Here is a 19,103-nt window from a genome sequence, read left to right on the forward strand (position 1 = left end):
GTTGAAAGAATCGTTCAGTGCTGCGAAAACGCCGGCAAAAGCAATCCCCTCGCCGTTTAATCAACAGCGAAAAAATGCCAATGACGGATTATTCGAAAAGACGGCGGCCGACTACGTAAAGGTAATCATGGTTTACTGCCCCCTCTGGATTTTCCGGATGTCGGTTAACTGGCCGGTTCAAAATGGCCGGGCGCGTGTTGTACTGAATTGATTTCGCGCGCACGACACGGGGCCGCACGCCCGACGCGGGCGCGCAATCCCTTTGAACCGACGACCTACGGGGCTGGCCGGGCCAGTCCGCAGGACGGAAGGACAGCGTGTCGCCATCCCGTAAATTCGCCGTCATGCGGCTTCAAGGTTTGTCGGCTTGCTCCAAGGATGCGTAAATATACTTGATGGTTTTGGGTAAAGGAAATGAAAAATTTAGAAAGAGCATCTATTGAATTCCGGGCGCTTCATTGAATGCTGAAAGTCATTAATGCGCTTTCCGTTTAGCCGGTAATTTCGTAGTTTTAATCTATTAACGATCTTGCGGTGCTGCAAAAACTACGAAACCCGGTGACGGTTGGCATGGTCGGTACAATGCATCGACGACCCGTTCACCGATTGCCGCGAGGAGACTGTCCCATGCCACGAGCCCTGTTCCATATCGCGCCGCTGCGCACCGTGTTGCTGCTGTTCGCGGCCGTGTTCCTGCTCGGCGGCTGTGCAGGGTTCACGCGCGAGCCGGTGCGCGTGTCGGTCGCCGGGCTCGACCCGCTCGTCGGGCAGGGCCTCGAGATGCGCTTCAGCCTGAAGTTGCGCGTGCAGAATCCGAACGATGCGCCGATCGACTACGACGGCATCTCGGTCGCGCTCGACCTGAACGGCACGCCGTTCGCGAGCGGCGTCAGCGATCGGGCGGGCACCGTGCCGCGGTTTGGCGAGGCCGTGCTCGACGTGCCGGTTTCGGTGTCGGCCTTCGCGGCCGCGCGGCAGGCGTGGAACCTGCCCGGCGCGGCCGCGAACGGCGAGCTGCCGTACGCGCTGCGCGGCCGGCTCGCCGGCAGCATGCTGGGCACCGTGCACTTCAACGATGCGGGCACGCTGCGCCTGCCGACCATGCCGGGGTGGGGCGGGTAGGCCGTTCGGTCTGAATTCAACGTCGGTCAAATGTGTCTGAAAATTCACTATTTGACAGTCTTTAATGCTTATTTCCGTGGAATCTCGATTTTGGTCGGCGCGTCCCCTTACACTTGTCGATGTCCGAGGGTCGGACATTCTTTTAGGGGAAATCCATGGCGGCAAAATTCGAGCTCAAGAAGGCCGTGAACGGCCAGTACTACTTCCACCTGAAGTCGGCGAACGGCGAGATCATCCTCGCGAGCGAGCGGTACGAGGAGAAAAGCGGCGCGAGGAACGGGATCGCGTCCGTGCGGGAAAATGCGCCGCTCGACGAGCGCTACGAGCGCACAACGGTGAACCGATGTTCAATCTGAAGGCAGCCAACCATCAGATCATCGGCACGAGCGAGACGTACAAAACCGTGCAAGGCCGCGAGAACGGCATCGCGGCCGTCAAGCGCGATGCGCCCATTGCGGAAACCGTCGATCTCGGCTGATCGACGATTGCGCCGCGGCGAACGCTCTCGGGCGGCCGTCGCGGCGCCCGTTTTGCCGGGTCGGGCAAAGCGCGGTATGGTGTGGTCCGCGCGGCGAATTCTCGCCGCCGCTGAAGCCAACCGTAACCGAGTTCGCGTGACCGATTCCCCCGTTTTCCACTGGACCGACGCCGACGGCGTCGATCATGCCGTGCGCTGGCGCTCCGAAGCCGGCGTGCAACCGCTGAAGCGCGCGGTGCCCGCCGACGACCGCCTCACCGCCGACGCGGCCTACCGTCTCGCCTGCGAGGGCACCGCGCTCGTCTGGCAGGGCGACTTTCAGAATGCGCGCCAGCTCGTGCAGGCGATGGCGCGCCGTGTCGAACGCAAGCCGAAGAAGGCGAAAGCCGCGGCCGGCGTCGAAGCATTCAACCTGCATCGTCTCGCGCAATCGCAGCGCGCCCGCACGCTCGGCATGCTGCTGATCCCGCTCGACGCCGATTACACGATCCCGCTGCGCCGTGCGCCCGACGTGCGTGCGGCCTGCGAGGAGGCGTACGGTCCCGGCGGCGCGCCGTCGGTCGTGTCGCTGCGCGAACTGCTTGGCCTCGTCGGCGCGCACGAGTGGCGCAAGAAGGGCGTGCCGATCCCGGCGCTCGGCGGCGCGCCGATCCATCCGCACTACGGCGTGTTTTCGCCGGTGCGCGGCGAATACGTGGAGCTCGTCGCGCGTGCGCCGCTGCCGGCGACGTCGCTCGCGTTCGATATCGGCACGGGCACCGGCGTGCTCGCGGCGGTGCTCGCGTCGCGCGGCGTCGAGCGTATCGTCGCGACCGACCAGGATTCGCGCGCGCTCGCCTGTGCGCGCGAGAACGTCGCGCGGCTCGGTCATGCGGGCCAGGTCGAGATCGTCGAGGCCGATCTGTTTCCGGCCGGCCGGGCGCCGCTCGTGGTCTGCAATCCGCCGTGGGTGCCGGCCCGGCCGAGCGCGCCGATCGAATACGCGGTCTACGATCCCGACAGCCGCATGCTGCGCGGTTTCCTAGCCGGGCTGGCCGCGCACCTGGAGCCGGGCGGTGAAGGCTGGCTGATCCTGTCCGATTTCGCCGAGCATCTCGGCCTGCGGCCGCGCGAAATCCTGCTGCAATGGATCGACGAAGCCGGCCTCGTCGTGCTCGGCCGCGACGACATCCGGCCCGCGCACCCGAAGTCGACGGACGCCGACGATCCGCTGCATGCGGCGCGTCGCGCCGAGGTCACGTCGCTGTGGCGGCTCGGCGCCCGGGCCTGACCGCGTATTTTCGGTAAACTGTCGCCATTCCTCACGAATTTCCGCCGCCGGGCCGTGGTCGACCGACCGTGGCCCGGCGGCGCTTCACGATGTCGAACAAGACCCACGAAATCCGCCCGGAGCAGTCCGTCGAGCTGCTGAAGGAACTGCACATCCTCACCCGCGACGGCAAGCTGAACCAGGACAGTCGCCGCAAGCTGAAGCAGGTCTATCACCTGTTCCAGTTCATCGAGCCGCTGCTCGCCGGCGTGCAGGCCGACAAAGGCCACGTGACGCTCGTCGATCACGGTGCCGGCAAGTCGTATCTCGGCTTCATCCTGTACGACCTGTTCTTCAAGCAGCAGCCGGGGCACGGCACGCCGGCGTTCGCGTCGCACGTGTACGGCATCGAGACGCGCGAGGAACTCGTCACGCGCTCGACCGAGCTCGCCGCGCGGCTCGGGTTCGGCGGCATGTCGTTCCTGAACCTGTCGGTCGCCGATTCGATCACGTCACCGCAACTGCCCGACACGGTCGACGTCGTCACCGCGCTGCACGCGTGCGACACGGCGACCGACGACGCGATCCGCTTTGCGCTCGCGAAGCGCGCGCAGCACATCGTGCTGGTGCCGTGCTGTCAGGCGGAAGTCGCGGGCGTGCTGCGCAAGAACAAGGGCAAGTCGCTCGCGAATGCGCTGACCGAGGTGTGGCGGCACCCGCTGCATACGCGCGAATTCGGCAGCCAGATCACCAACGTGCTGCGCTGCCTGCAGCTCGAGGCGCACGGCTACCAGGTCAGCGTGACCGAGCTGGTCGGCTGGGAGCATTCGATGAAGAACGAGCTGATCATCGCGCAGTACAAGAACCTGCCGCGCCGCAAGCCCGGCGAGCGGCTCAACGAGATCCTCGGGATGTTCGGGCTCGCCGAGCTGAACGAGCGCTTCTTCGTCGCGCAAGCCGCTGCGGCGGGCGACGCCGCCGTCGAGCCGGCCGAAGGCTGACGGCGCGGGTGCGCGGGCATGGCGCCCGCGCGGCACACGTCACACGTCGTCGCCCGGCCGGCGCATCCATTCGCGCCAGCCTTCGTGGCCGAGGCGGCGCAGCGTTTCCTGATTCTTTTCGTAGATCGCGGACGCGTCCGGGAACGCGTCGACCGCGCGCGCGATGCTGTCCTCGCGCAGCAGGTGCAGGATCGGATACGGCGCGCGGTTCGTGTAGTTCTCGATGTCGTCGGGTTCGGTGCCGTCGAACTGGTATTGCGGATGGAAGCTCGCGATCTGCAGCACGCCGTCGAGCCGCAATTGCTGAACGAGCCGCTCGGCGAAGAACAGCGCATCGTTGTAGTCGACGAAATCGGCGAACGCATGCGGGTAGATCACGAGCGTCGTATCGATCTGCTGCGGGTCCGCCGCGTCGAGCAAGCGCAGCTCGGTTTCGAGTTCGGCGAGCGCGTCCTCCAGGGTCGTCGCTTCGCTGATCGCGTAGCGCACCTGTTCCTTCACGTAGACGCTTTTCGCGAACGGGCACAGATTGAGCCCGATCACCGCGCGCGCGAGCCAGTGCCGCGTGGCGGCGAGGATGTCGTCGTGCGAGTCGGGGCGGGTGTCGGTCATCGTGATACCAGTCGGGCGGAAGGGCTATGAGGGCTGCATTGTAGCGGGGCGCGCCGCAGACGAACCCGCGCGGCCCGTCACGCGCAGGCGGCTTCGATCAACTGCGTGACGAGCGCGGGCGCGCTGCCGATCGGCGTTTCGCCGTGCCGGTAGGTCTGGCTCGCCGCGTAGATGCCTTCGACCACCAGCGCGAGCGCATCGGCGAGCGCCTTCGGCTGCCGTGCGCCGGCGCCTTCGCACAGCGCGACGAGCCGTTTCATCAGCTGTTCCTTGTTCTGCGCGACGCGTTCGCGCGCCGGGTGCGACGCATCCGGGAATTCGGCGGCGACGTTGACGAACGGGCAGCCGCGATAGTCCTTTTGCGTCGCGCGCTCGGCGAGATCGACGAAGTACTGGATCAACTGCGCCTTCGGCTGCCCCGGATGCTTCGCGGCGCTCGTGTCGAGCCGCTCGAAGAAGCACGCGTCCATGCGTTCCAGATACGCGAGGATCAGCTCGTCCTTCGACGAGAACTGCCGGTACAGGCTCATCTTGTTGACGCCCGCGCGTTCCACCACCGCCTCGACGCCGACCGTGCGCACGCCTTCCTTGTAAAACAGCTCCTCGGCGGCACGCAGCAGGTGCTCCTGCGCGGTCGCGCCGTCGATCGGCCGGCGTGTGCGCCGCGCCGGCGGTTTGGCGACCTCGATGCCCGACATGATGACCCTCGACTACGTAATGGATTGCTTGACATGTTACCGACTGGTAACTACGATCGCAACACACTTGTGACCGGTCGGTAACAATCGCGGCCGGATCAACAGACGAATGCCAAGCGTCGGCCCGGGTCAGCCGATGTTGAAATGCGCGGCGGAGGTGGCCTGGTCGGGGCGGGGCAGGTGCGATGGCACCGCAACCGCCAACTGGAGAACGCGAAGATGAACTGGGCAGTGACACGAATCAGAGGGCGCTTCCATTACGGATGGCTCGCGGCGGCGGTGGTATTCCTGATCCTGCTGGCGGCAGCCGGCACGCGCGCGACGCCGAGCGTGCTGATGGTGCCGCTCGAACGCGAGCTCGGCTGGAGCCGCGCGGCGATTTCGCTGGCGATTTCGGTGAACATCGCGCTGTATGGTCTGACGGGCCCGTTCGCGGCTGCCGCGATGCAGCGCTTCGGGCTGCGCCCGACGATCCTCACCGCGCTGGTGACGATGAGCGCGGGCGTCGCGCTGTCGTCGATGATGACGCAGAGCTGGCAGATGGTCGTGATCTGGGGGCTGATGGTCGGCTGCTCGACGGGCGTCGTCGCGCTGACGCTGTCCGCGACCTTCGTCACGCGCTGGTTCCATGCGCGGCGCGGCCTCGTGATGGGCATCCTGACCGCGAGCACGGCCACCGGCCAGCTCGTGTTCCTGCCGATGCTCGCGGCGATCGCGCAGCGCCACGGCTGGCGGCCGGTCGTGTTGGTCGTCGCGGTGGCGGCCGCGATCGTGATTCCGCTCGTCGCGTTCCTGCTGCCCGAGCGGCCGGCCGACGTGCGGTTGCGCCCGTACGGCGAGCCGGCCGATGCGCCGCCCGCGCCCGACGCGACCAAGGAGAACCCGCTCGCGGTCGCGTTCCGCACGCTGCTGATGGCGAGCCGCTCGCGCGATTTCTGGCTGCTGTTCTTCAGCTTCTTCATCTGCGGCGCGAGCACCAACGGCTATGTCGGCACGCACCTGATCGCGATGTGCAGCGACTACGGGATGACCGAAGTGCAGGGCGCGTCGCTGCTCGCGGCGATGGGCATCTTCGACCTGTTCGGCACGACACTGTCGGGATGGTTGTCGGACCGTTACGACAACCGCGTGCTGCTGTTCTGGTATTACGGGCTGCGCGGGCTGTCGCTGATCTATCTGCCGCATGCGTTCGGGATCGACTTCTTCGGGCTGCCGCTGTTCGCGATGTTCTACGGGCTCGATTGGATCGCAACCGTGCCGCCCACCGTGCGGCTCGCGACCGACGTGTTCGGCAAGGCCGCGGCGCCGGTCGTGTTCGGCTGGATCGTGGCCGGCCACCAGCTCGGCGCGGCATTCGCGGCGCTCGGCGCGGGGCTGCTGCGCGCGAGTCTCGGCACCTATACGATCGCGTCGATGATCTCGGGCGGGCTGTGCATCATCGGGGCGCTGATCGTGCTGCGGATCAACCGCGGCCCGTCGCGCGCGGCGGCGCAGGCAGCCTGATCGGGGCGCGTCCGACCGGCCGCCCACGCTGCGGCCGGCCATTGCACGCACGGAGATTTGCATAGCGCGGCAGGATCGGGCGCGCCGTCGCTCAAGCGGGTATGCTTGCGGTTTGCCGGGCGTTCGCGCCCCTTCATCGATGTCAGCGAGGAACCGCATGTCTGTCAAACCTGCTCCCACCACTGTTTCGATTCACGATCTGATCGCGGGCCGCTGGAGCCCGCGCGCGTATTCGGATGAAGCCGTCAGCGCCGGCGATCTTCACGCGGTGCTCGAAGCGGCACGCTGGGCCCCGTCCGCGTACAACGCGCAACCGTGGCGTTTCATCGTATTCGATCGCACCCAGGATGAAGACGCGTTCAAACGCGCGTTCGCGACGCTGGTGCCGTTCAACCAGGGCTGGAATGCACCGGCGCCGGTGCTGATCGCGGTCACCGCGCACACGCTCACGCCGAAGGGCGAGCCGGCGCCGACCGCGCTGTACGACGCCGGCGCCGCCGCGATGTCGCTGGTGCTGCAGGCGCACGCGCTCGGCCTCGCCGCGCACCAGATGAGCGGGTTCGACGCGAAGGCGTTCCGCGACGCGTTCGCGATTCCGGCGGACGTCGCGATCGCGTCGATCATCTCGCTCGGCCACTACGGCAACGTCGACAAGCTCGACCCCGTGCTGCGCGATCGCGAAAAGGCACCGCGCACGCGCCATGCGATCGGCGAAGTCGTCTACGCGGGTGCGTGGAAAAAGAGCTTCGACGCGGCAGCCTGACTCCGCAGGCGGGCAGGCTGCATCGCGCATCCTGTCCGCGCATGTTCCCGGTGCGCCACGCCGCGCGCCGTCGCCACGCCGCGCGCCGTCGCCACCGGCGCCCGTTGCGCGGCACCGGTGGCCGGCCCCGGTTGTGATCGCGCGGGCTTCATGTTAAAAAGCCCGTCCTTTCCGTTTTCGCGCCGGCCCTGCTGCGGCAATTTCCCATGACTTACTGCGCGATCGATTTCGGCACGTCCAATTCCGCCGTGGCGCTGCCCGACGGCGATGGCATGCGCCTCGCGCCCGTCGAGGGCGACCACCTGACGCTGCCCACCGCGATCTTCTTCAACAACGACGAAGAGACGGTCGAATACGGCCGGGCGGCGCTGGCTTCCTATATCGACGGTTTCGACGGCCGGCTGATGCGCTCAATGAAGAGCATCCTCGGCTCGCCGCTCGCGGAAACGACCACCGATCTCGGCGACGGCAGTGCGATCGCGTACACCGAAATCATCGCGCGCTTCCTGACGCACCTGAAACGCAAGGCCGAAGCGCGCGCACGCGCGCCGATCGGCCGCGCGGTGCTCGGCCGGCCGGTGTTCTTCGTCGACGACGATCCGCGCGCCGACCGTCTCGCGCAGGATCAGCTCGAGGCGGCCGCGCGATCGGTCGGCTTCGCGGACGTTCACTTCCAGTACGAACCGATCGCCGCCGCGTTCGACTACGAGTCGCGCCAGCCGGCCGAGCGTCTGGTACTCGTCGCCGACATCGGCGGCGGCACGTCCGACTTCTCGCTGGTGCGCGTCGGGCCGGAACGGATGGCGCGCCTCGAGCGCAAGGACGACGTGCTGGCGCACCACGGCGTGCACGTCGCGGGCACCGACTACGACCGGCGGGTCGAGCTGGCGGCGATCCTGCCCGCATTCGGCTACCGTTCGCTCGACCCGGAAGGGCGCGAGCTGCCGAACAAGATCTATTTCGATCTCGCGACCTGGCACCTGATCAACACCGTCTACACGCCGAAGCGCGTCGGCGAGCTCAAGCTGATGAAGCACCTGTACCAGGACGTGCGGCAGTACGACCGGCTCACGAGCGTGGTCGAGCAGCGGCTCGGGCATGCGCTGATGGCGCGCGCGGAAGAAGCGAAGATCGGCGTCGCGGCGGGCGGGGAGACGATGATCGACCTGAACGACGTGGAAGAGGATCTGCTGATCGCGTTCGACGCCGATCGTCTCGTCGACGCGAGTCGGGACGATACCGCACGCATCGTCGATGCCGCGCGCGAAACGGTGCGGCTCGCGGGCGTGGCGCCGCGCGATGTCGGGGCGCTGTATTTCACCGGCGGTTCGACGGGGCTCGCGTTCCTGTCGGGCGCGCTTGCCGGCGCGTTCCCGGATGCGCAGCCGGTGTTCGGCGATCGCCTCGCGAGTGTCGCGACGGGTCTCGGCATTCACGCGCAGCGATTGTTCGGCTGAATGGCGGGCGGCTGAAAGGTCGTCATGCCGGGCGGACGACCAACGCCCAAAAACAAAAAGCCCCGCCGAAGCGGGGCTTTTTTACACGAATGATCGCGCCAGCTTAGACCGGACGGATGTTCGCAGCTTGCAGACCCTTCGGGCCCGTCTTCACTTCGAATTCAACCTTCTGGTTTTCTTGCAGCGTCTTGAAGCCTTCGACGCGGATTTCCGAGAAGTGCGCGAACAGATCGTCGCCGCCGCCTTCCGGGGTGATGAAGCCGAAGCCCTTTGCGTCATTGAACCACTTGACGGTACCGGTTGCCATGTTACTTGTTCCTAAAAAGATAAAACGGGGCCGAAGCCCATGGGGTGCGGAAAATCAAGGAAGGGGTAATAGGACCAACCGGAGTACCGTTGATGGGCGAACTACGAAAGAACCAATTCACTCGCCACTTGAAATCCTGCGAAGTCCTTTATACGGCTAATCCGTCTGACGGTCAACCGTATTCCCATGCTCTCAGGGTTATTGCGGATATCTGGTTTACAAAGCTTGCAAGCGATGCGAATTTTTTGTAGGGGGCGATCGATTTTGGCGCCACGTTCGAGGTGCAACCGTTAAACTACGCGCCGCGTGGACGGGTTGCCCCGATCGGGTGACCCTCCCCCCAAGAATGCGTGCGCGGTGCTGTCCGAGCCGATCCCGGACTGCAGGCCGACCATGCTTTTTGAGACACAGGAGAGGATGTGAAGAGTTCTATTCAACGGAACATCGGCCCGTTTGCATTGATGCTGACGGGGCTGGGTTCGATTATCGGCTCGGGCTGGCTGTTCGGTGCCTGGAAAGCCGCGAAGATCGCCGGTCCGGCGGCGATCTGCGCCTGGATCATCGGCGCCGTCGTGATTCTGGCGATTGCGCTGACGTATGCGGAACTGGGCGCGATGTTCCCCGAGTCGGGCGGCATGGTGCGTTACGCGCGCTACTCGCACGGTTCGCTGGTGGGCTTCATCAGTGCATGGGCCAACTGGATCGCGATCGTATCCGTGATTCCGATCGAGGCCGAAGCGTCGATCCAGTACATGAGCACGTGGCCGTATCCGTGGGCGCACGCGTTGTTCGTGAACGGCGAATTGCAGACCCTCGGCCTGCTGCTGTCGGCCGTGCTGGTCGTCGTCTACTTCATGCTGAACTACTGGGGTGTGAAGGCCTTCGCGCGGGCGAACACCGCGATCACGATCTTCAAGTTCCTGATCCCCGGCCTCACGATCCTCGGCCTGATGCTGACGAGCTTCCACTCGGAGAACCTCGGCGTCGCATCGAATGCGAGCTTCGCGCCGTACGGCTGGTCGGCCGTGCTGACCGCGGTCGCGACGAGCGGCATCGTGTTCGCGTTCAACGGCTTCCAGAGCCCGGTGAACCTGGCCGGTGAAGCGCGCAATCCGTCGCGCAGCGTGCCGTTCGCGGTGATCACGTCGATCCTGCTGGCGCTCGTGATCTACGTGCTGCTGCAAATGGCCTATATCGGTTCGGTGAATCCGGCCGACGTCGCGAAGGGCTGGGCGCACTTCAACTTCTCGTCGCCGTTCGCGGAACTCGCGATCGCGCTGAACCTGAACTGGCTCGCGATCCTGCTGTACGTCGACGCGTTCATCAGCCCGAGCGGCACCGGTACGACCTACATGGCGACGACCACCCGCATGATCTATGCAATGGAGCGCAACAACACGATGCCGAAGATGTTCGGCAACGTGCATCCGATCTACGGCGTGCCGCGCCAGGCGATGTGGTTCAACCTGCTCGTGTCGTTCGTGTTCCTGTTCTTCTTCCGCGGCTGGAGCTCGCTCGCGGCGGTGATCTCGGTCGCGACGGTGATCTCGTACCTGACCGGCCCGATCAGCCTGATGGCGCTGCGCCGTTCGGCGACCGACATCGAGCGTCCGCTGTCGATTCCGCTGATGAAGCTGATCGCCCCGTTCGCGTTCGTGTGCGCCTCGCTGATCCTGTACTGGGCGAAGTGGCCGCTGACGGGCGAAATCATCCTGCTGATGATCGTCGCGCTGCCGGTGTATTTCTACTTCCAGGCGAAGTCGGGCTGGACCGGCTGGGGCGCCGACCTGAAGGCCGCATGGTGGCTGGTCGCGTACCTGCCGACGATGGCCGTGCTGTCGCTGATCGGCAGCAAGGAGTTCGGCGGTCATGGCTACCTGCCGTACGGCTGGGACATGCTGATCGTCGCGGCGATCTCGCTGGTGTTCTACTTCTGGGGCGTGAATACCGGTTACCGGACCCAGTATCTCGACGAGCGCGAGTCGCACGACGAGATCCTCGAAGGGATCGGTGCCTGACGCCTGACCTGCCGCCGGATTCGGCGGCGGCAGGATGCAGTGAAAAAAGCCCGCCCGGGCATGGCCCGGGCGGGCTTTTTGTTGGCCCGGCGGCGGCGCCGCCGTCCAGGCTCAGGCGCTGGCGCTCGCGAACACGTAGTTCGTCATCGCGAGCACGCGCTGATAGGTGCCGAGCGACTGGATGCCGAGTTGGTAGTCGTCGTCCGCCGCGCCGAGCGCCGTGAAGACCGGCAGCAAATGTTCGTCGGTCGGATGCATCAGCGCCGCGTGCGGCGCCTGCCGGCGGTAGTCGAGCAGCGCGTCGACGTCGCGGGCGGCCAGTTTCGCCTCGAACCAGTCGGTGAATTCCGCGACGCGCGGGTCCGCATCCTCGGGCGCCGCGCCGAAATCGGCGGCGCGCAGGTTGTGCGTGATCTGGCCCGAGCCGATCACCATCACGCCTTCGTCGCGCAGCGGTCGCAGCGCGCGGCCGAGCGCGAAGTGATGTGCGGCATCCGCGCGCGGCTGGATCGACAGTTGCGCGACCGGCACGTCGGCTTCCGGAAACATCAGCAGCATCGGCACCCATGCGCCATGATCGAGACCGTGTTCGGTCGTCGCGGTCGCGATGCCCGCCGCGTTCAGCAGCGCGGCCGCGCGCTCGGCGACGTCGGGTGCGCCCGGCGCCGGATAGCGGATGTCGTACAGCGCCTGCGGGAAACCGTAGAAGTCGTGAATCGTGTCCGGATGCGCGGCGACGCTCGCGACCGGTCGTTGCGTGCCCCAGTGCGCGGACAGCATCAGCACCGCGCGTGGGCGCGGCAGCTCGGCGCCGAGGTGCGTGAACGCGCCGGACGGCAGCGCCGGGTCGATCGGCAGCGTCGGGGCGCCGTGGGACAGGTACAGCGAAGGCAAGCGGTTCATGGTGGTGACCTGCAAAAGGATTTGCCTGTGACTATAGGCGTGTACCGTGCATTGATAAATCGACGCTACGGAATTTGATTGACGCTTGTTTGTTGATAATAGCGGCGAAGGCTGGCTTTCGGATGCCGAGTCGCATCAGAAGGCGTGAAATGGAAGGAGTTGCTGCGCGAATCGGTGGAGATCCGCGCAGAAGAGGCGTGGCTTACTGCGCGTGGCGGATGCCGGGCCACGGCGTCGTGAGCGGCGCGCTGAGGGCGAACAGGTCGAGGACGCGCGTGACGGTCTGGTCGACGAGTTCCTCGATCGTCTTCGGCATCGCGTAGAACGCGGGCAGCGGCGGAAAGACGATGCCGCCCATTTCGGTGACGGCGGTCATGTTGCGCAGATGCGCGAGATTGAACGGCGTCTCGCGCACCATCAGCACGAGACGGCGGCGTTCCTTCAGCGTGACGTCGGCCGCGCGGGTGATCAGGTTGTCGGACAGCCCGTGCGCGACGCTCGCGAGCGTCTTCATCGAGCAGGGCGCGATCACCATGCCGTCGGTCGCGAACGAGCCCGACGCGATCGTCGCGCCGACGTCGCGCACCGAATGCACGACGTCCGCACGGCTTTCGACATCGGCCTTCGGCAGCTTCAGTTCATGCTGGATGTTGAGCCAACCGGCGTTCGAAATCAGCAGATGCGTTTCGACGCCGCCGGCGGCGCGCAGCAGATCGAGCAGCCGCACACCGTAGATCACGCCGGTGGCGCCGGTGATCGCGACGATCAGCCGGCGCGGCGGCGCGCTGGGAGATGCCATCGAAAGGGGGCGGGTGCCGCGTGTTACGCGGCGGCGAACAGTTGCTGCAGTTCGCCCGACTGGTACATCTCCATCATGATGTCCGAGCCGCCGATGAATTCGCCCTTCACGTACAGCTGCGGGATGGTCGGCCAGTTCGAGAATGCCTTGATGCCCTGGCGGATTTCGTCGTCCTCGAGCACGTTGACCGTCTTGAACTGGTCGACGCCGCAGGCCTTCAGCACCTGCACGGCGCGGCCCGAGAAGCCGCACATCGGGAATTGCGCGTTGCCCTTCATGAAGAGCACGACCTGGTTTTCGTCGACGATTTGCTTGATACGTTGTTGGGTGTCCATGACTGACCTTGCGTTTGCGGGGCGTTAGATCGAAATGATAGCGGATTTCAACCGGGCGGGCCGGGCATCAGCCCGGCAGGCGGCCGCCGGTCGTGCGTTCGATGGCGGCGAGATCGGCGAGCGATTCGACCGCGACGAAGCCGTGCGACGCCAGTATCGCGCGGACGGCTTCGGCCTGGTCGTAGCCGTGCTCGATCCACAGCGTGCCGCCCGGTTTCAGATAGGCGCCGGCGCCCGCGACGATCGCGCGGATCGCGCTGAGGCCATCGGCGCCGTCGGTGAGCGCGCCGCGCGGCTCGAAACGCAGATCGCCTTGCGCGAGGTGCGGATCGTGCTGCGCGATGTACGGCGGGTTGCTGACGATCGCGTCGAACCCGAGCGCGGGATCGAGCGCCGCGTACCAGTCACTCTGCAGCCAGTGCAGCGGGCCGCCGGGGCGGTGCGCGTCGAGCAGCTTGTCGGCGTTGCGTTGCGCGACCGCGAGCGCGGCCGGCGAACGGTCGAGCGCCCAGACGCGCGCATCGGGGCGCTCGGCCGCGATCGACACGGCGATCGCGCCGCTGCCGGTGCCGAGATCGAGCACGGCCGCGTGCGGCAGCCCGTCGATCGCATCGAGCGCGGCTTCGACGAGCAGTTCGGTTTCGGGGCGCGGGATCAGCACGTCGGGCGTCACGTCGAACGGGCGGCCGAAGAACTCGCGCATCCCCACCAGCTGCGCGATGGGCTCGCCGGCGACGCGGCGCGCTTCGAGCGCGCGGTAGCGTTCGACCGCGGCGGCGTCGAGCGGCGCGTCGCCGCGCGTGATCAGTTGCGTGCGGGTCCAGCCGAGCGCGTGCGCGAGCAGCACGCGTGCATCGACCGGGTCGAGCGGCGAGGCGCGCAGCAGGGCGTCGGCGGTGGTGTCGGACATCGTGGCCTTAGTCGGCTTCGCCGAGCGACGCGAGCAACTCGGCCTGGTGCTCGGTGACGAGCGCGCCGATCAGTTCGTCGAGATCGCCGTCCATGATCGCCTCGAGCCGGTACAGCGTCAGGTTGATCCGGTGGTCGGTCATCCGGCCCTGCGGGAAGTTGTACGTGCGGATGCGCTCCGAGCGGTCGCCGGAGCCGATCAGGCTCTTGCGCGTCGCGGCTTCCTTCGCGTGCTGCTCGTGATACTGCTTGTCCTTGATGCGCGCGGCGAGCACCTTCAGCGCGCGATCCTTGTTCTTGTGCTGCGAGCGGTCGTCCTGGCATTCGACGACGATCCCGGTCGGGATGTGCGTGACGCGCACCGCCGAATCGGTCTTGTTGATGTGCTGACCGCCCGCGCCGGACGCGCGGAACGTGTCGATCCGCAGGTCGGCCGGATTGATCTCGACCTCGCCGATCTCGTCGGCTTCCGGCATCACGGCGACCGTGCACGCGGACGTATGGATGCGCCCCTGCGTCTCGGTGGCCGGCACGCGCTGCACGCGATGGCCGCCCGATTCGAACTTCAGGCGCGAATACGCACCCTGGCCCGCGATCCGCACGATCACTTCCTTGTAGCCGCCGAGATCCGACGCGCTCTCCGACATCATTTCGACCTGCCAGCGCTGGCGTTCCGCGAAGCGCAGGTACATGCGCAGCAGGTCGCCCGCGAATAGCGCCGATTCGTCGCCGCCCGTGCCCGCGCGGATTTCGAGGAAGATGTTGCGGTCGTCGTTCGGGTCCTTCGGCAGCAGCATCTTCTGCAGCTCGGTCTCGAGGCGCGCCATGCCCTCGCGCGCGCTGCGGATTTCGTCTTCCGCGAAATCGCGCATCGACGGATCGGCCAGCAGCTCCTGCGCGGCCGTTTCGTCGCTGCGCGACTGGCGCCATAACGCGTATTGTTCGACGACCGGGCCGAGTTCCGCATGTTCGCGCGTCAGCTTGCGGTACTGGTCGAGGTCGGCCGTGACGTTTTCGCGGCTCAGCAGGTCGTTCAGTTCGGCCAGCCGTGTGGACAGCTGGTCGAGCTTGCGTTGCATGCTCGTCTTCATGGTGTGGAGCGGCGCTCCCGGGCAAGGGGTATTCGGAAAGGATAGGCCGGCGGCAGGACAATGCGCGGCCGGCGGCAGGGCGACCGGGCGGCGCTAGTGGCCGGACTGGTCGTTCGAGCGCGGCGCGTGCTGGTAGAAGCCGCGCATCAGGTCGATCAGCGAATCGCGATCGGCGCCGTTGACGCGGTTGAGCGCGCTCGTCGGGCCGTGGATCAGCTTGTTGGTCAGCGCCTGCGACAGCGCTTCGAGCACGGCGGCCGGATCGTCACCGCGCGCGAGCAGCTTCTGCGCCTTTTCGACTTCGGCCCGGCGCAATGCGTCGGCCTGCGTGTGCATGTGACGGATCACCGGCACGACGCTGCGCGTGTCGAGCCATTGCATGAAATTCTGCACGCGCGTCTCGATGATCGCCTCGGCCTGGGCGACCGCGGCCTGGCGCGATGCGTTGCCTTCGCGCACGATCGCGCCGAGATCGTCGACGGTGTACAGGAACACGTCCTTCAGCTTGCCGACTTCGGGCTCGATGTCGCGCGGCACCGCGAGGTCGACCATGAAGATCGGCCGGTGGCGGCGCGCCTTCACCGCGCGCTCGACCGCGCCGAGACCGATGATCGGCAGCGTCGACGCGGTGCACGACACGATGATGTCGAATTCGTGCATGCGGGTGGGCAGGTCGGCCAGCGGCATCGCGCGGCCGTTGAAGCGTTCGGCGAGCCGCTGGCCGCGTTCGGCCGTGCGGTTCGCGACGACCAGTTCGCGCGGGCCTTGCGCGGCGAAGTGCGTCGCGCACAGCTCGATCATTTCGCCCGCGCCGATGAACAGCACGCGCTGATCCGACACCTTTTCGAAGATCCGCTGCGCGAGGCGCACCGCAGCCGCGGCCATCGACACCGACTGCGTGCCGATTTCGGTCGTGCCGCGCACTTCCTTCGCCACCGCGAACGTACGCTGGAACAGCTGGTTCAGATAAGTGCCGAGCGCGCCCGCTTCGGTCGCGGTGCGAACGGCATCCTTCATCTGGCCCAGAATCTGGGTTTCGCCGAGCACCATCGAATCGAGGCCGGACGCGACGCGAAACGCGTGCCGGACCGCTTCCGACTGCGGCAGTGCATAGACGTGCGGCGCGAGTTCGTCGACCGGAATCCGGTGATATTCCGACAGCCAGCGGACCGCGCCTTCACGGGCAGCACGATCGTCGGTCGCGCAATACAGCTCGGTGCGGTTGCAGGTGGAGAGGATCGCCGCCTCGGGCGTATTGGGCGCCTGCGGGCCGAGAAACACGTTCTTGAACGTGACGAGAGCCGGCTTGATTTGCTCGAGCGGAAACGCCACGCGTTCGCGCAGGGCGACAGGCGCAGTGTGGTGGTTGATTCCGATCGTGAGGAGTTGCATATCGAGGGCTATCGTTTAGGCCCATATTATAGCGTTTCAGCGATTTCCTCACTCGCGGCATACCGGGCATCGGCGTGGCGGGGCCGCGAATTTGGGGGCTCGATCGGCACGCGGTCGAGCTGGTAGCCGAAGCCATAGAGCGGCAACAGCCGGTAGCCGCGCTCCGGAAGCAACTGCAATTTGCTGCGCAGCCGGGACGCATGCGTGTCGAGCGTGCGCGACTTCATGTCGCGGCGGCGCGCCCATACCGTTTCGAGGATATGGGCGCGCGATACGGGCCGCGACAGGTTCGTGAACAGCAACTGTGCGAAACGGAACTCCTTCGGCGTGAGTGAAACGATTGCGTCGCCGAAACGGACGAGGCAATGCGTGGCGTCGAACGTGTATTCGCCATACATTTCGCGCGAGCGGGTGGGCAGCCGCCGGACGCCGGCGCGCCGGCTCAGCGCATTGACGCGCGCGAGCAGCTCGGGCCCGCTCACGGGCCGCACGAGACAATCGTCGGCGCCCGCGTGCAGGCACGAGACGATTTCGCTTTCGCGCGCCGACTGCATCACGGCGATGGCGGGCAACCCGGGCAGGACCGCCTGCGCGCGCGGAATGACTTCCTGCGCCGGCTGGTCGCCGGCCCAGTGGCCGGTGACCAGCATGTCGCAGGTGTTGTCGGCGGCGAGCCACTCGAAGAATGCGGCGCCGGACGGAAATGCGTGGCACACGTGACCGCCCGCGAAGAGCAGGCGGTTCAGGAGTGCGGTATGACGCGACTCCGGATCGATCAGAGCGATTCGCATGAGAATTTCTTCAATATGGCAGCCGGTGTGCGCTTGCCATAACGTCGAGTCGGCCCCTACACTCGAATGTTCGCGGCGCCCGGCTGGTCTCGGGTTCGATGGATGAATCGATGCTAGCCGCTGGTAACGTTCACGCCTATGGGACGAATCTGAATTTATAGAAGGCGTCGAATGAACTGGTTTGGAATCCTTGTCCTGGGAGCGGCCGTCGGGCTGTTCGGCCGCTGGCTGCATCCGATGCGGCGCACGGGCCGGCCCGCGTGGTGGATCGCGGTGCTCGTCGGCATCGTGGGCGCGGCCGCCGCCCGCATGGTCGGCAATCTCTCGGGACTGTTTTACGATGGCGAGACGCTCGAATGGCCGGTCTGCACCGGCGTCGCGTTCCTCGCCGTAGCCGTGACGGTCGCGCTGTCGGCCCGTCGCTGAATGCTCTCAGGTGAAATCATGAATGCCCGTCTCCCCGAAGTCTCGCCGGTGCCGGCCCGTCTCGCGCTGTTGCGCGACGCCATGGTCCGCGAGAACCTGGCCGCTTATCTCGTGCCGTCCGCCGATCCTCATCTGTCCGAATACCTGCCCGAACGCTGGCAGGCGCGCCGCTGGCTGTCCGGCTTCACGGGCTCGGTCGGCACGCTGGTCGTGACCGCGGATTTCGCGGGGTTGTGGGTCGACAGCCGCTACTGGGTGCAGGCCGACGCCGAGCTGGCGGGCACGGGCGTGCAGCTGATGAAGATGACGGGCGGGCAGCAGAGCGCACCGCACGTCGACTGGCTCGCGCAGAACGTGGCGGCCGGCGCGACGGTCGGGGTCGACGGCGCGGTGCTCGGCGTCGCGGCCGCACGCGGGCTGACGGCCGCGCTGAGCGCGCGCGGCATCGCGCTGCGTACCGACGTCGACCTGCTCGACGCGATCTGGCCCGAGCGGCCGGGGCTGCCCGGCGACGCGGTGTTCGAGCACGTGGCGCCGCAGGCCGACACGACGCGCGCGAGCAAGCTGGCCGAGGTGCGCCGCGCGATGCACGCGCACGGCGCGCAGTGGCATTTCGTGTCGACGCTCGACGATCTCGCATGGCTGTTCAACCTGCGCGGCGCCGACGTCAACTTCAATCCGGTGTTCGTTGCGCACGCAATGATCGGCGCCGAGCGCGCGACGCTGTTCGTCGCCGACGGCAAGGTGCCGCCTGCGCTGGCCGCGTCGCTCGCACAGGATGGCGTCGACGTCCGCGCCTACGACGCCGCGCGCGCGTCGCTCGCGGCGCTGCCCGACGGCGCGACGCTGCTGATCGACCCGCGCCGCGTGACGTTCGGCACGCTCGAGGCCGTGCCGGCCGGCGTGAAGCTCGTCGAGGCCGTGAATCCGTCGACGTTCGCGAAGTCGCGCAAGACGTCCGCCGAGATCGAGCACGTGCGCGTGACGATGGAGCACGACGGCGCCGCGCTCGCGGAATTCTTCGCGTGGTTCGAACAGGCGGTGAACCGCGAGACGATCACCGAGCTGACGATCGAGGAAAAGCTCACGGCCGCGCGCGCCCGACGCCCCGGCTATGTGTCGGCGAGCTTCGCGACGATCGCCGGCTTCAACGCGAACGGCGCGATGCCGCACTACCACGCGACGCGCGAGTCGCACGCGACGATCGCCGGCGATGGCCTGCTGCTGATCGATTCGGGCGGCCAGTACA

20 protein-coding genes and 1 pseudogene are annotated in these 19,103 nt (G+C 66.7%); 11 read left to right on the forward strand and 10 right to left on the reverse strand.

What is annotated here, in order from left to right; genetic code table 11:
* The first annotated feature begins 1 nt into the window (after position 1).
* From JMF86_RS02045 to JMF86_RS02065, 5 genes and pseudogenes are all read left to right on the forward strand, one after another.
* Positions 2–211, forward strand: a complete 210-nt coding sequence (locus JMF86_RS02045; protein ID WP_154233672.1) for a hypothetical protein — start codon at positions 2–4, stop codon at positions 209–211.
* 416 nt (positions 212–627) lie between these two features.
* Positions 628–1,122 (forward strand): LEA type 2 family protein, encoded by a 495-nt coding sequence (locus tag JMF86_RS02050; RefSeq protein WP_011546558.1) that lies wholly within the window; start codon positions 628–630, stop codon positions 1,120–1,122.
* A gap of 155 nt (positions 1,123–1,277) precedes the next feature.
* Positions 1,278–1,600, forward strand: a pseudogene (locus tag JMF86_RS02055) (YegP family protein).
* Positions 1,601–1,736: 136 nt separating this feature from the next.
* Positions 1,737–2,870 (forward strand): class I SAM-dependent methyltransferase, encoded by a 1,134-nt coding sequence (locus JMF86_RS02060; RefSeq protein ID WP_054928316.1) that lies wholly within the window; start codon positions 1,737–1,739, stop codon positions 2,868–2,870.
* Between the two features lie 89 nt (positions 2,871–2,959).
* Positions 2,960–3,850 carry an SAM-dependent methyltransferase gene (locus tag JMF86_RS02065; protein WP_011546555.1) on the forward strand — a complete coding sequence of 297 codons (891 nt, stop codon included), beginning with the start codon at positions 2,960–2,962 and terminating at the stop codon, positions 3,848–3,850.
* 39 nt (positions 3,851–3,889) lie between these two features.
* Here the strand turns inward: JMF86_RS02065 and JMF86_RS02070 are convergent, their stop codons facing one another.
* Both JMF86_RS02070 and JMF86_RS02075 read right to left on the reverse strand, forming a co-directional pair.
* Positions 3,890–4,462, reverse strand: a complete 573-nt coding sequence (locus JMF86_RS02070) for a DUF1415 domain-containing protein (protein WP_006477075.1) — start codon at positions 4,460–4,462, stop codon at positions 3,890–3,892.
* Between the two features lie 77 nt (positions 4,463–4,539).
* Positions 4,540–5,160 carry a TetR/AcrR family transcriptional regulator gene (locus JMF86_RS02075; RefSeq protein ID WP_011546554.1) on the reverse strand — a complete coding sequence of 207 codons (621 nt, stop codon included), beginning with the start codon at positions 5,158–5,160 and terminating at the stop codon, positions 4,540–4,542.
* 219 nt (positions 5,161–5,379) lie between these two features.
* Between JMF86_RS02075 and JMF86_RS02080 the strand changes: the two genes are divergently transcribed.
* From JMF86_RS02080 to JMF86_RS02090, 3 genes are all read left to right on the forward strand, one after another.
* Complete coding sequence (locus JMF86_RS02080; RefSeq protein ID WP_011694131.1) at positions 5,380–6,663, forward strand: MFS transporter; 1,284 nt, start codon at positions 5,380–5,382, stop codon at positions 6,661–6,663.
* 157 nt (positions 6,664–6,820) lie between these two features.
* Positions 6,821–7,426: a nitroreductase family protein gene (locus JMF86_RS02085; RefSeq protein WP_011546552.1), complete on the forward strand. Its 606-nt coding sequence runs from the start codon at positions 6,821–6,823 to the stop codon at positions 7,424–7,426.
* A gap of 206 nt (positions 7,427–7,632) precedes the next feature.
* Positions 7,633–8,883 (forward strand): Hsp70 family protein, encoded by a 1,251-nt coding sequence (locus tag JMF86_RS02090; RefSeq protein WP_053524791.1) that lies wholly within the window; start codon positions 7,633–7,635, stop codon positions 8,881–8,883.
* Between the two features lie 103 nt (positions 8,884–8,986).
* On the opposite strand, the gene JMF86_RS02095 is transcribed toward JMF86_RS02090, so the two are convergent.
* Entirely contained in the window at positions 8,987–9,190 is a 204-nt protein-coding gene (locus JMF86_RS02095) for a cold-shock protein (RefSeq protein ID WP_006477070.1), read from the reverse strand.
* A gap of 419 nt (positions 9,191–9,609) precedes the next feature.
* Between JMF86_RS02095 and JMF86_RS02100 the strand changes: the two genes are divergently transcribed.
* Positions 9,610–11,208, forward strand: a complete 1,599-nt coding sequence (locus JMF86_RS02100; protein WP_011546550.1) for an APC family permease — start codon at positions 9,610–9,612, stop codon at positions 11,206–11,208.
* Positions 11,209–11,319: 111 nt separating this feature from the next.
* On the opposite strand, the gene JMF86_RS02105 is transcribed toward JMF86_RS02100, so the two are convergent.
* The 7 genes from JMF86_RS02105 to JMF86_RS02135 all read right to left on the reverse strand — a co-directional run bounded on the left by JMF86_RS02105 (position 11,320) and on the right by JMF86_RS02135 (position 17,428).
* On the reverse strand, positions 11,320–12,111 hold the full coding sequence (locus tag JMF86_RS02105) for a class III extradiol ring-cleavage dioxygenase (protein WP_054928317.1): 792 nt from the start codon (positions 12,109–12,111) through the stop codon (positions 11,320–11,322).
* A 202-nt stretch (positions 12,112–12,313) separates the two neighbouring features.
* A complete protein-coding gene (locus JMF86_RS02110) occupies positions 12,314–12,910 on the reverse strand; it encodes a UbiX family flavin prenyltransferase (protein ID WP_006477067.1) in 597 nt (198 codons plus the stop codon).
* Between the two features lie 23 nt (positions 12,911–12,933).
* Positions 12,934–13,245 carry a Grx4 family monothiol glutaredoxin gene (grxD, locus tag JMF86_RS02115; RefSeq protein ID WP_006477066.1) on the reverse strand — a complete coding sequence of 104 codons (312 nt, stop codon included), beginning with the start codon at positions 13,243–13,245 and terminating at the stop codon, positions 12,934–12,936.
* Positions 13,246–13,312: 67 nt separating this feature from the next.
* Entirely contained in the window at positions 13,313–14,155 is an 843-nt protein-coding gene (gene prmC, locus JMF86_RS02120) for a peptide chain release factor N(5)-glutamine methyltransferase (protein WP_054928318.1), read from the reverse strand.
* A 7-nt stretch (positions 14,156–14,162) separates the two neighbouring features.
* Positions 14,163–15,245 carry a peptide chain release factor 1 gene (gene prfA, locus JMF86_RS02125; RefSeq protein ID WP_006477064.1) on the reverse strand — a complete coding sequence of 361 codons (1,083 nt, stop codon included), beginning with the start codon at positions 15,243–15,245 and terminating at the stop codon, positions 14,163–14,165.
* Positions 15,246–15,338: 93 nt separating this feature from the next.
* Positions 15,339–16,637, reverse strand: coding sequence for a glutamyl-tRNA reductase (gene hemA / locus JMF86_RS02130; RefSeq protein ID WP_006477063.1), 1,299 nt, complete (start codon positions 16,635–16,637; stop codon positions 15,339–15,341).
* Positions 16,638–16,663: 26 nt separating this feature from the next.
* On the reverse strand, positions 16,664–17,428 hold the full coding sequence (locus JMF86_RS02135; RefSeq protein WP_011546546.1) for a response regulator transcription factor: 765 nt from the start codon (positions 17,426–17,428) through the stop codon (positions 16,664–16,666).
* 171 nt (positions 17,429–17,599) lie between these two features.
* Between JMF86_RS02135 and JMF86_RS02140 the strand changes: the two genes are divergently transcribed.
* Together JMF86_RS02140 and JMF86_RS02145 are read left to right on the forward strand one after the other, a co-directional pair.
* Positions 17,600–17,854, forward strand: a complete 255-nt coding sequence (locus JMF86_RS02140; protein WP_006477062.1) for a hypothetical protein — start codon at positions 17,600–17,602, stop codon at positions 17,852–17,854.
* 18 nt (positions 17,855–17,872) lie between these two features.
* The coding region (locus tag JMF86_RS02145; RefSeq protein ID WP_201316687.1) for an aminopeptidase P family N-terminal domain-containing protein at positions 17,873–19,103 on the forward strand (1,231 nt) is incomplete at its 3' end.

It is taken from the genome of Burkholderia sp. E168m15 (assembly GCF_016586105.1).
In the GTDB taxonomy this organism is placed as follows: domain Bacteria; phylum Pseudomonadota; class Gammaproteobacteria; order Burkholderiales; family Burkholderiaceae; genus Burkholderia; species Burkholderia orbicola.

Coding starts and splice junctions, on each gene's coding strand:
- JMF86_RS02050 (WP_011546558.1), top strand. CDS start 628: ATGCCACGAGCCCTGTTCCATATCGCGCCGCTGCGCACCGTGTTGCTG.
- JMF86_RS02065 (WP_011546555.1), top strand. CDS start 2,960: ATGTCGAACAAGACCCACGAAATCCGCCCGGAGCAGTCCGTCGAGCTG.
- JMF86_RS02070 (WP_006477075.1), bottom strand. CDS start 4,462: ATGACCGACACCCGCCCCGACTCGCACGACGACATCCTCGCCGCCACG.
- JMF86_RS02075 (WP_011546554.1), bottom strand. CDS start 5,160: ATGTCGGGCATCGAGGTCGCCAAACCGCCGGCGCGGCGCACACGCCGG.
- JMF86_RS02080 (WP_011694131.1), top strand. CDS start 5,380: ATGAACTGGGCAGTGACACGAATCAGAGGGCGCTTCCATTACGGATGG.
- JMF86_RS02085 (WP_011546552.1), top strand. CDS start 6,821: ATGTCTGTCAAACCTGCTCCCACCACTGTTTCGATTCACGATCTGATC.
- JMF86_RS02090 (WP_053524791.1), top strand. CDS start 7,633: ATGACTTACTGCGCGATCGATTTCGGCACGTCCAATTCCGCCGTGGCG.
- JMF86_RS02095 (WP_006477070.1), bottom strand. CDS start 9,190: ATGGCAACCGGTACCGTCAAGTGGTTCAATGACGCAAAGGGCTTCGGC.
- JMF86_RS02105 (WP_054928317.1), bottom strand. CDS start 12,111: ATGAACCGCTTGCCTTCGCTGTACCTGTCCCACGGCGCCCCGACGCTG.
- JMF86_RS02110 (WP_006477067.1), bottom strand. CDS start 12,910: ATGGCATCTCCCAGCGCGCCGCCGCGCCGGCTGATCGTCGCGATCACC.
- grxD (WP_006477066.1), bottom strand. CDS start 13,245: ATGGACACCCAACAACGTATCAAGCAAATCGTCGACGAAAACCAGGTC.
- prmC (WP_054928318.1), bottom strand. CDS start 14,155: ATGTCCGACACCACCGCCGACGCCCTGCTGCGCGCCTCGCCGCTCGAC.
- prfA (WP_006477064.1), bottom strand. CDS start 15,245: ATGAAGACGAGCATGCAACGCAAGCTCGACCAGCTGTCCACACGGCTG.
- hemA (WP_006477063.1), bottom strand. CDS start 16,637: ATGCAACTCCTCACGATCGGAATCAACCACCACACTGCGCCTGTCGCC.
- JMF86_RS02135 (WP_011546546.1), bottom strand. CDS start 17,428: ATGCGAATCGCTCTGATCGATCCGGAGTCGCGTCATACCGCACTCCTG.
- JMF86_RS02140 (WP_006477062.1), top strand. CDS start 17,600: ATGAACTGGTTTGGAATCCTTGTCCTGGGAGCGGCCGTCGGGCTGTTC.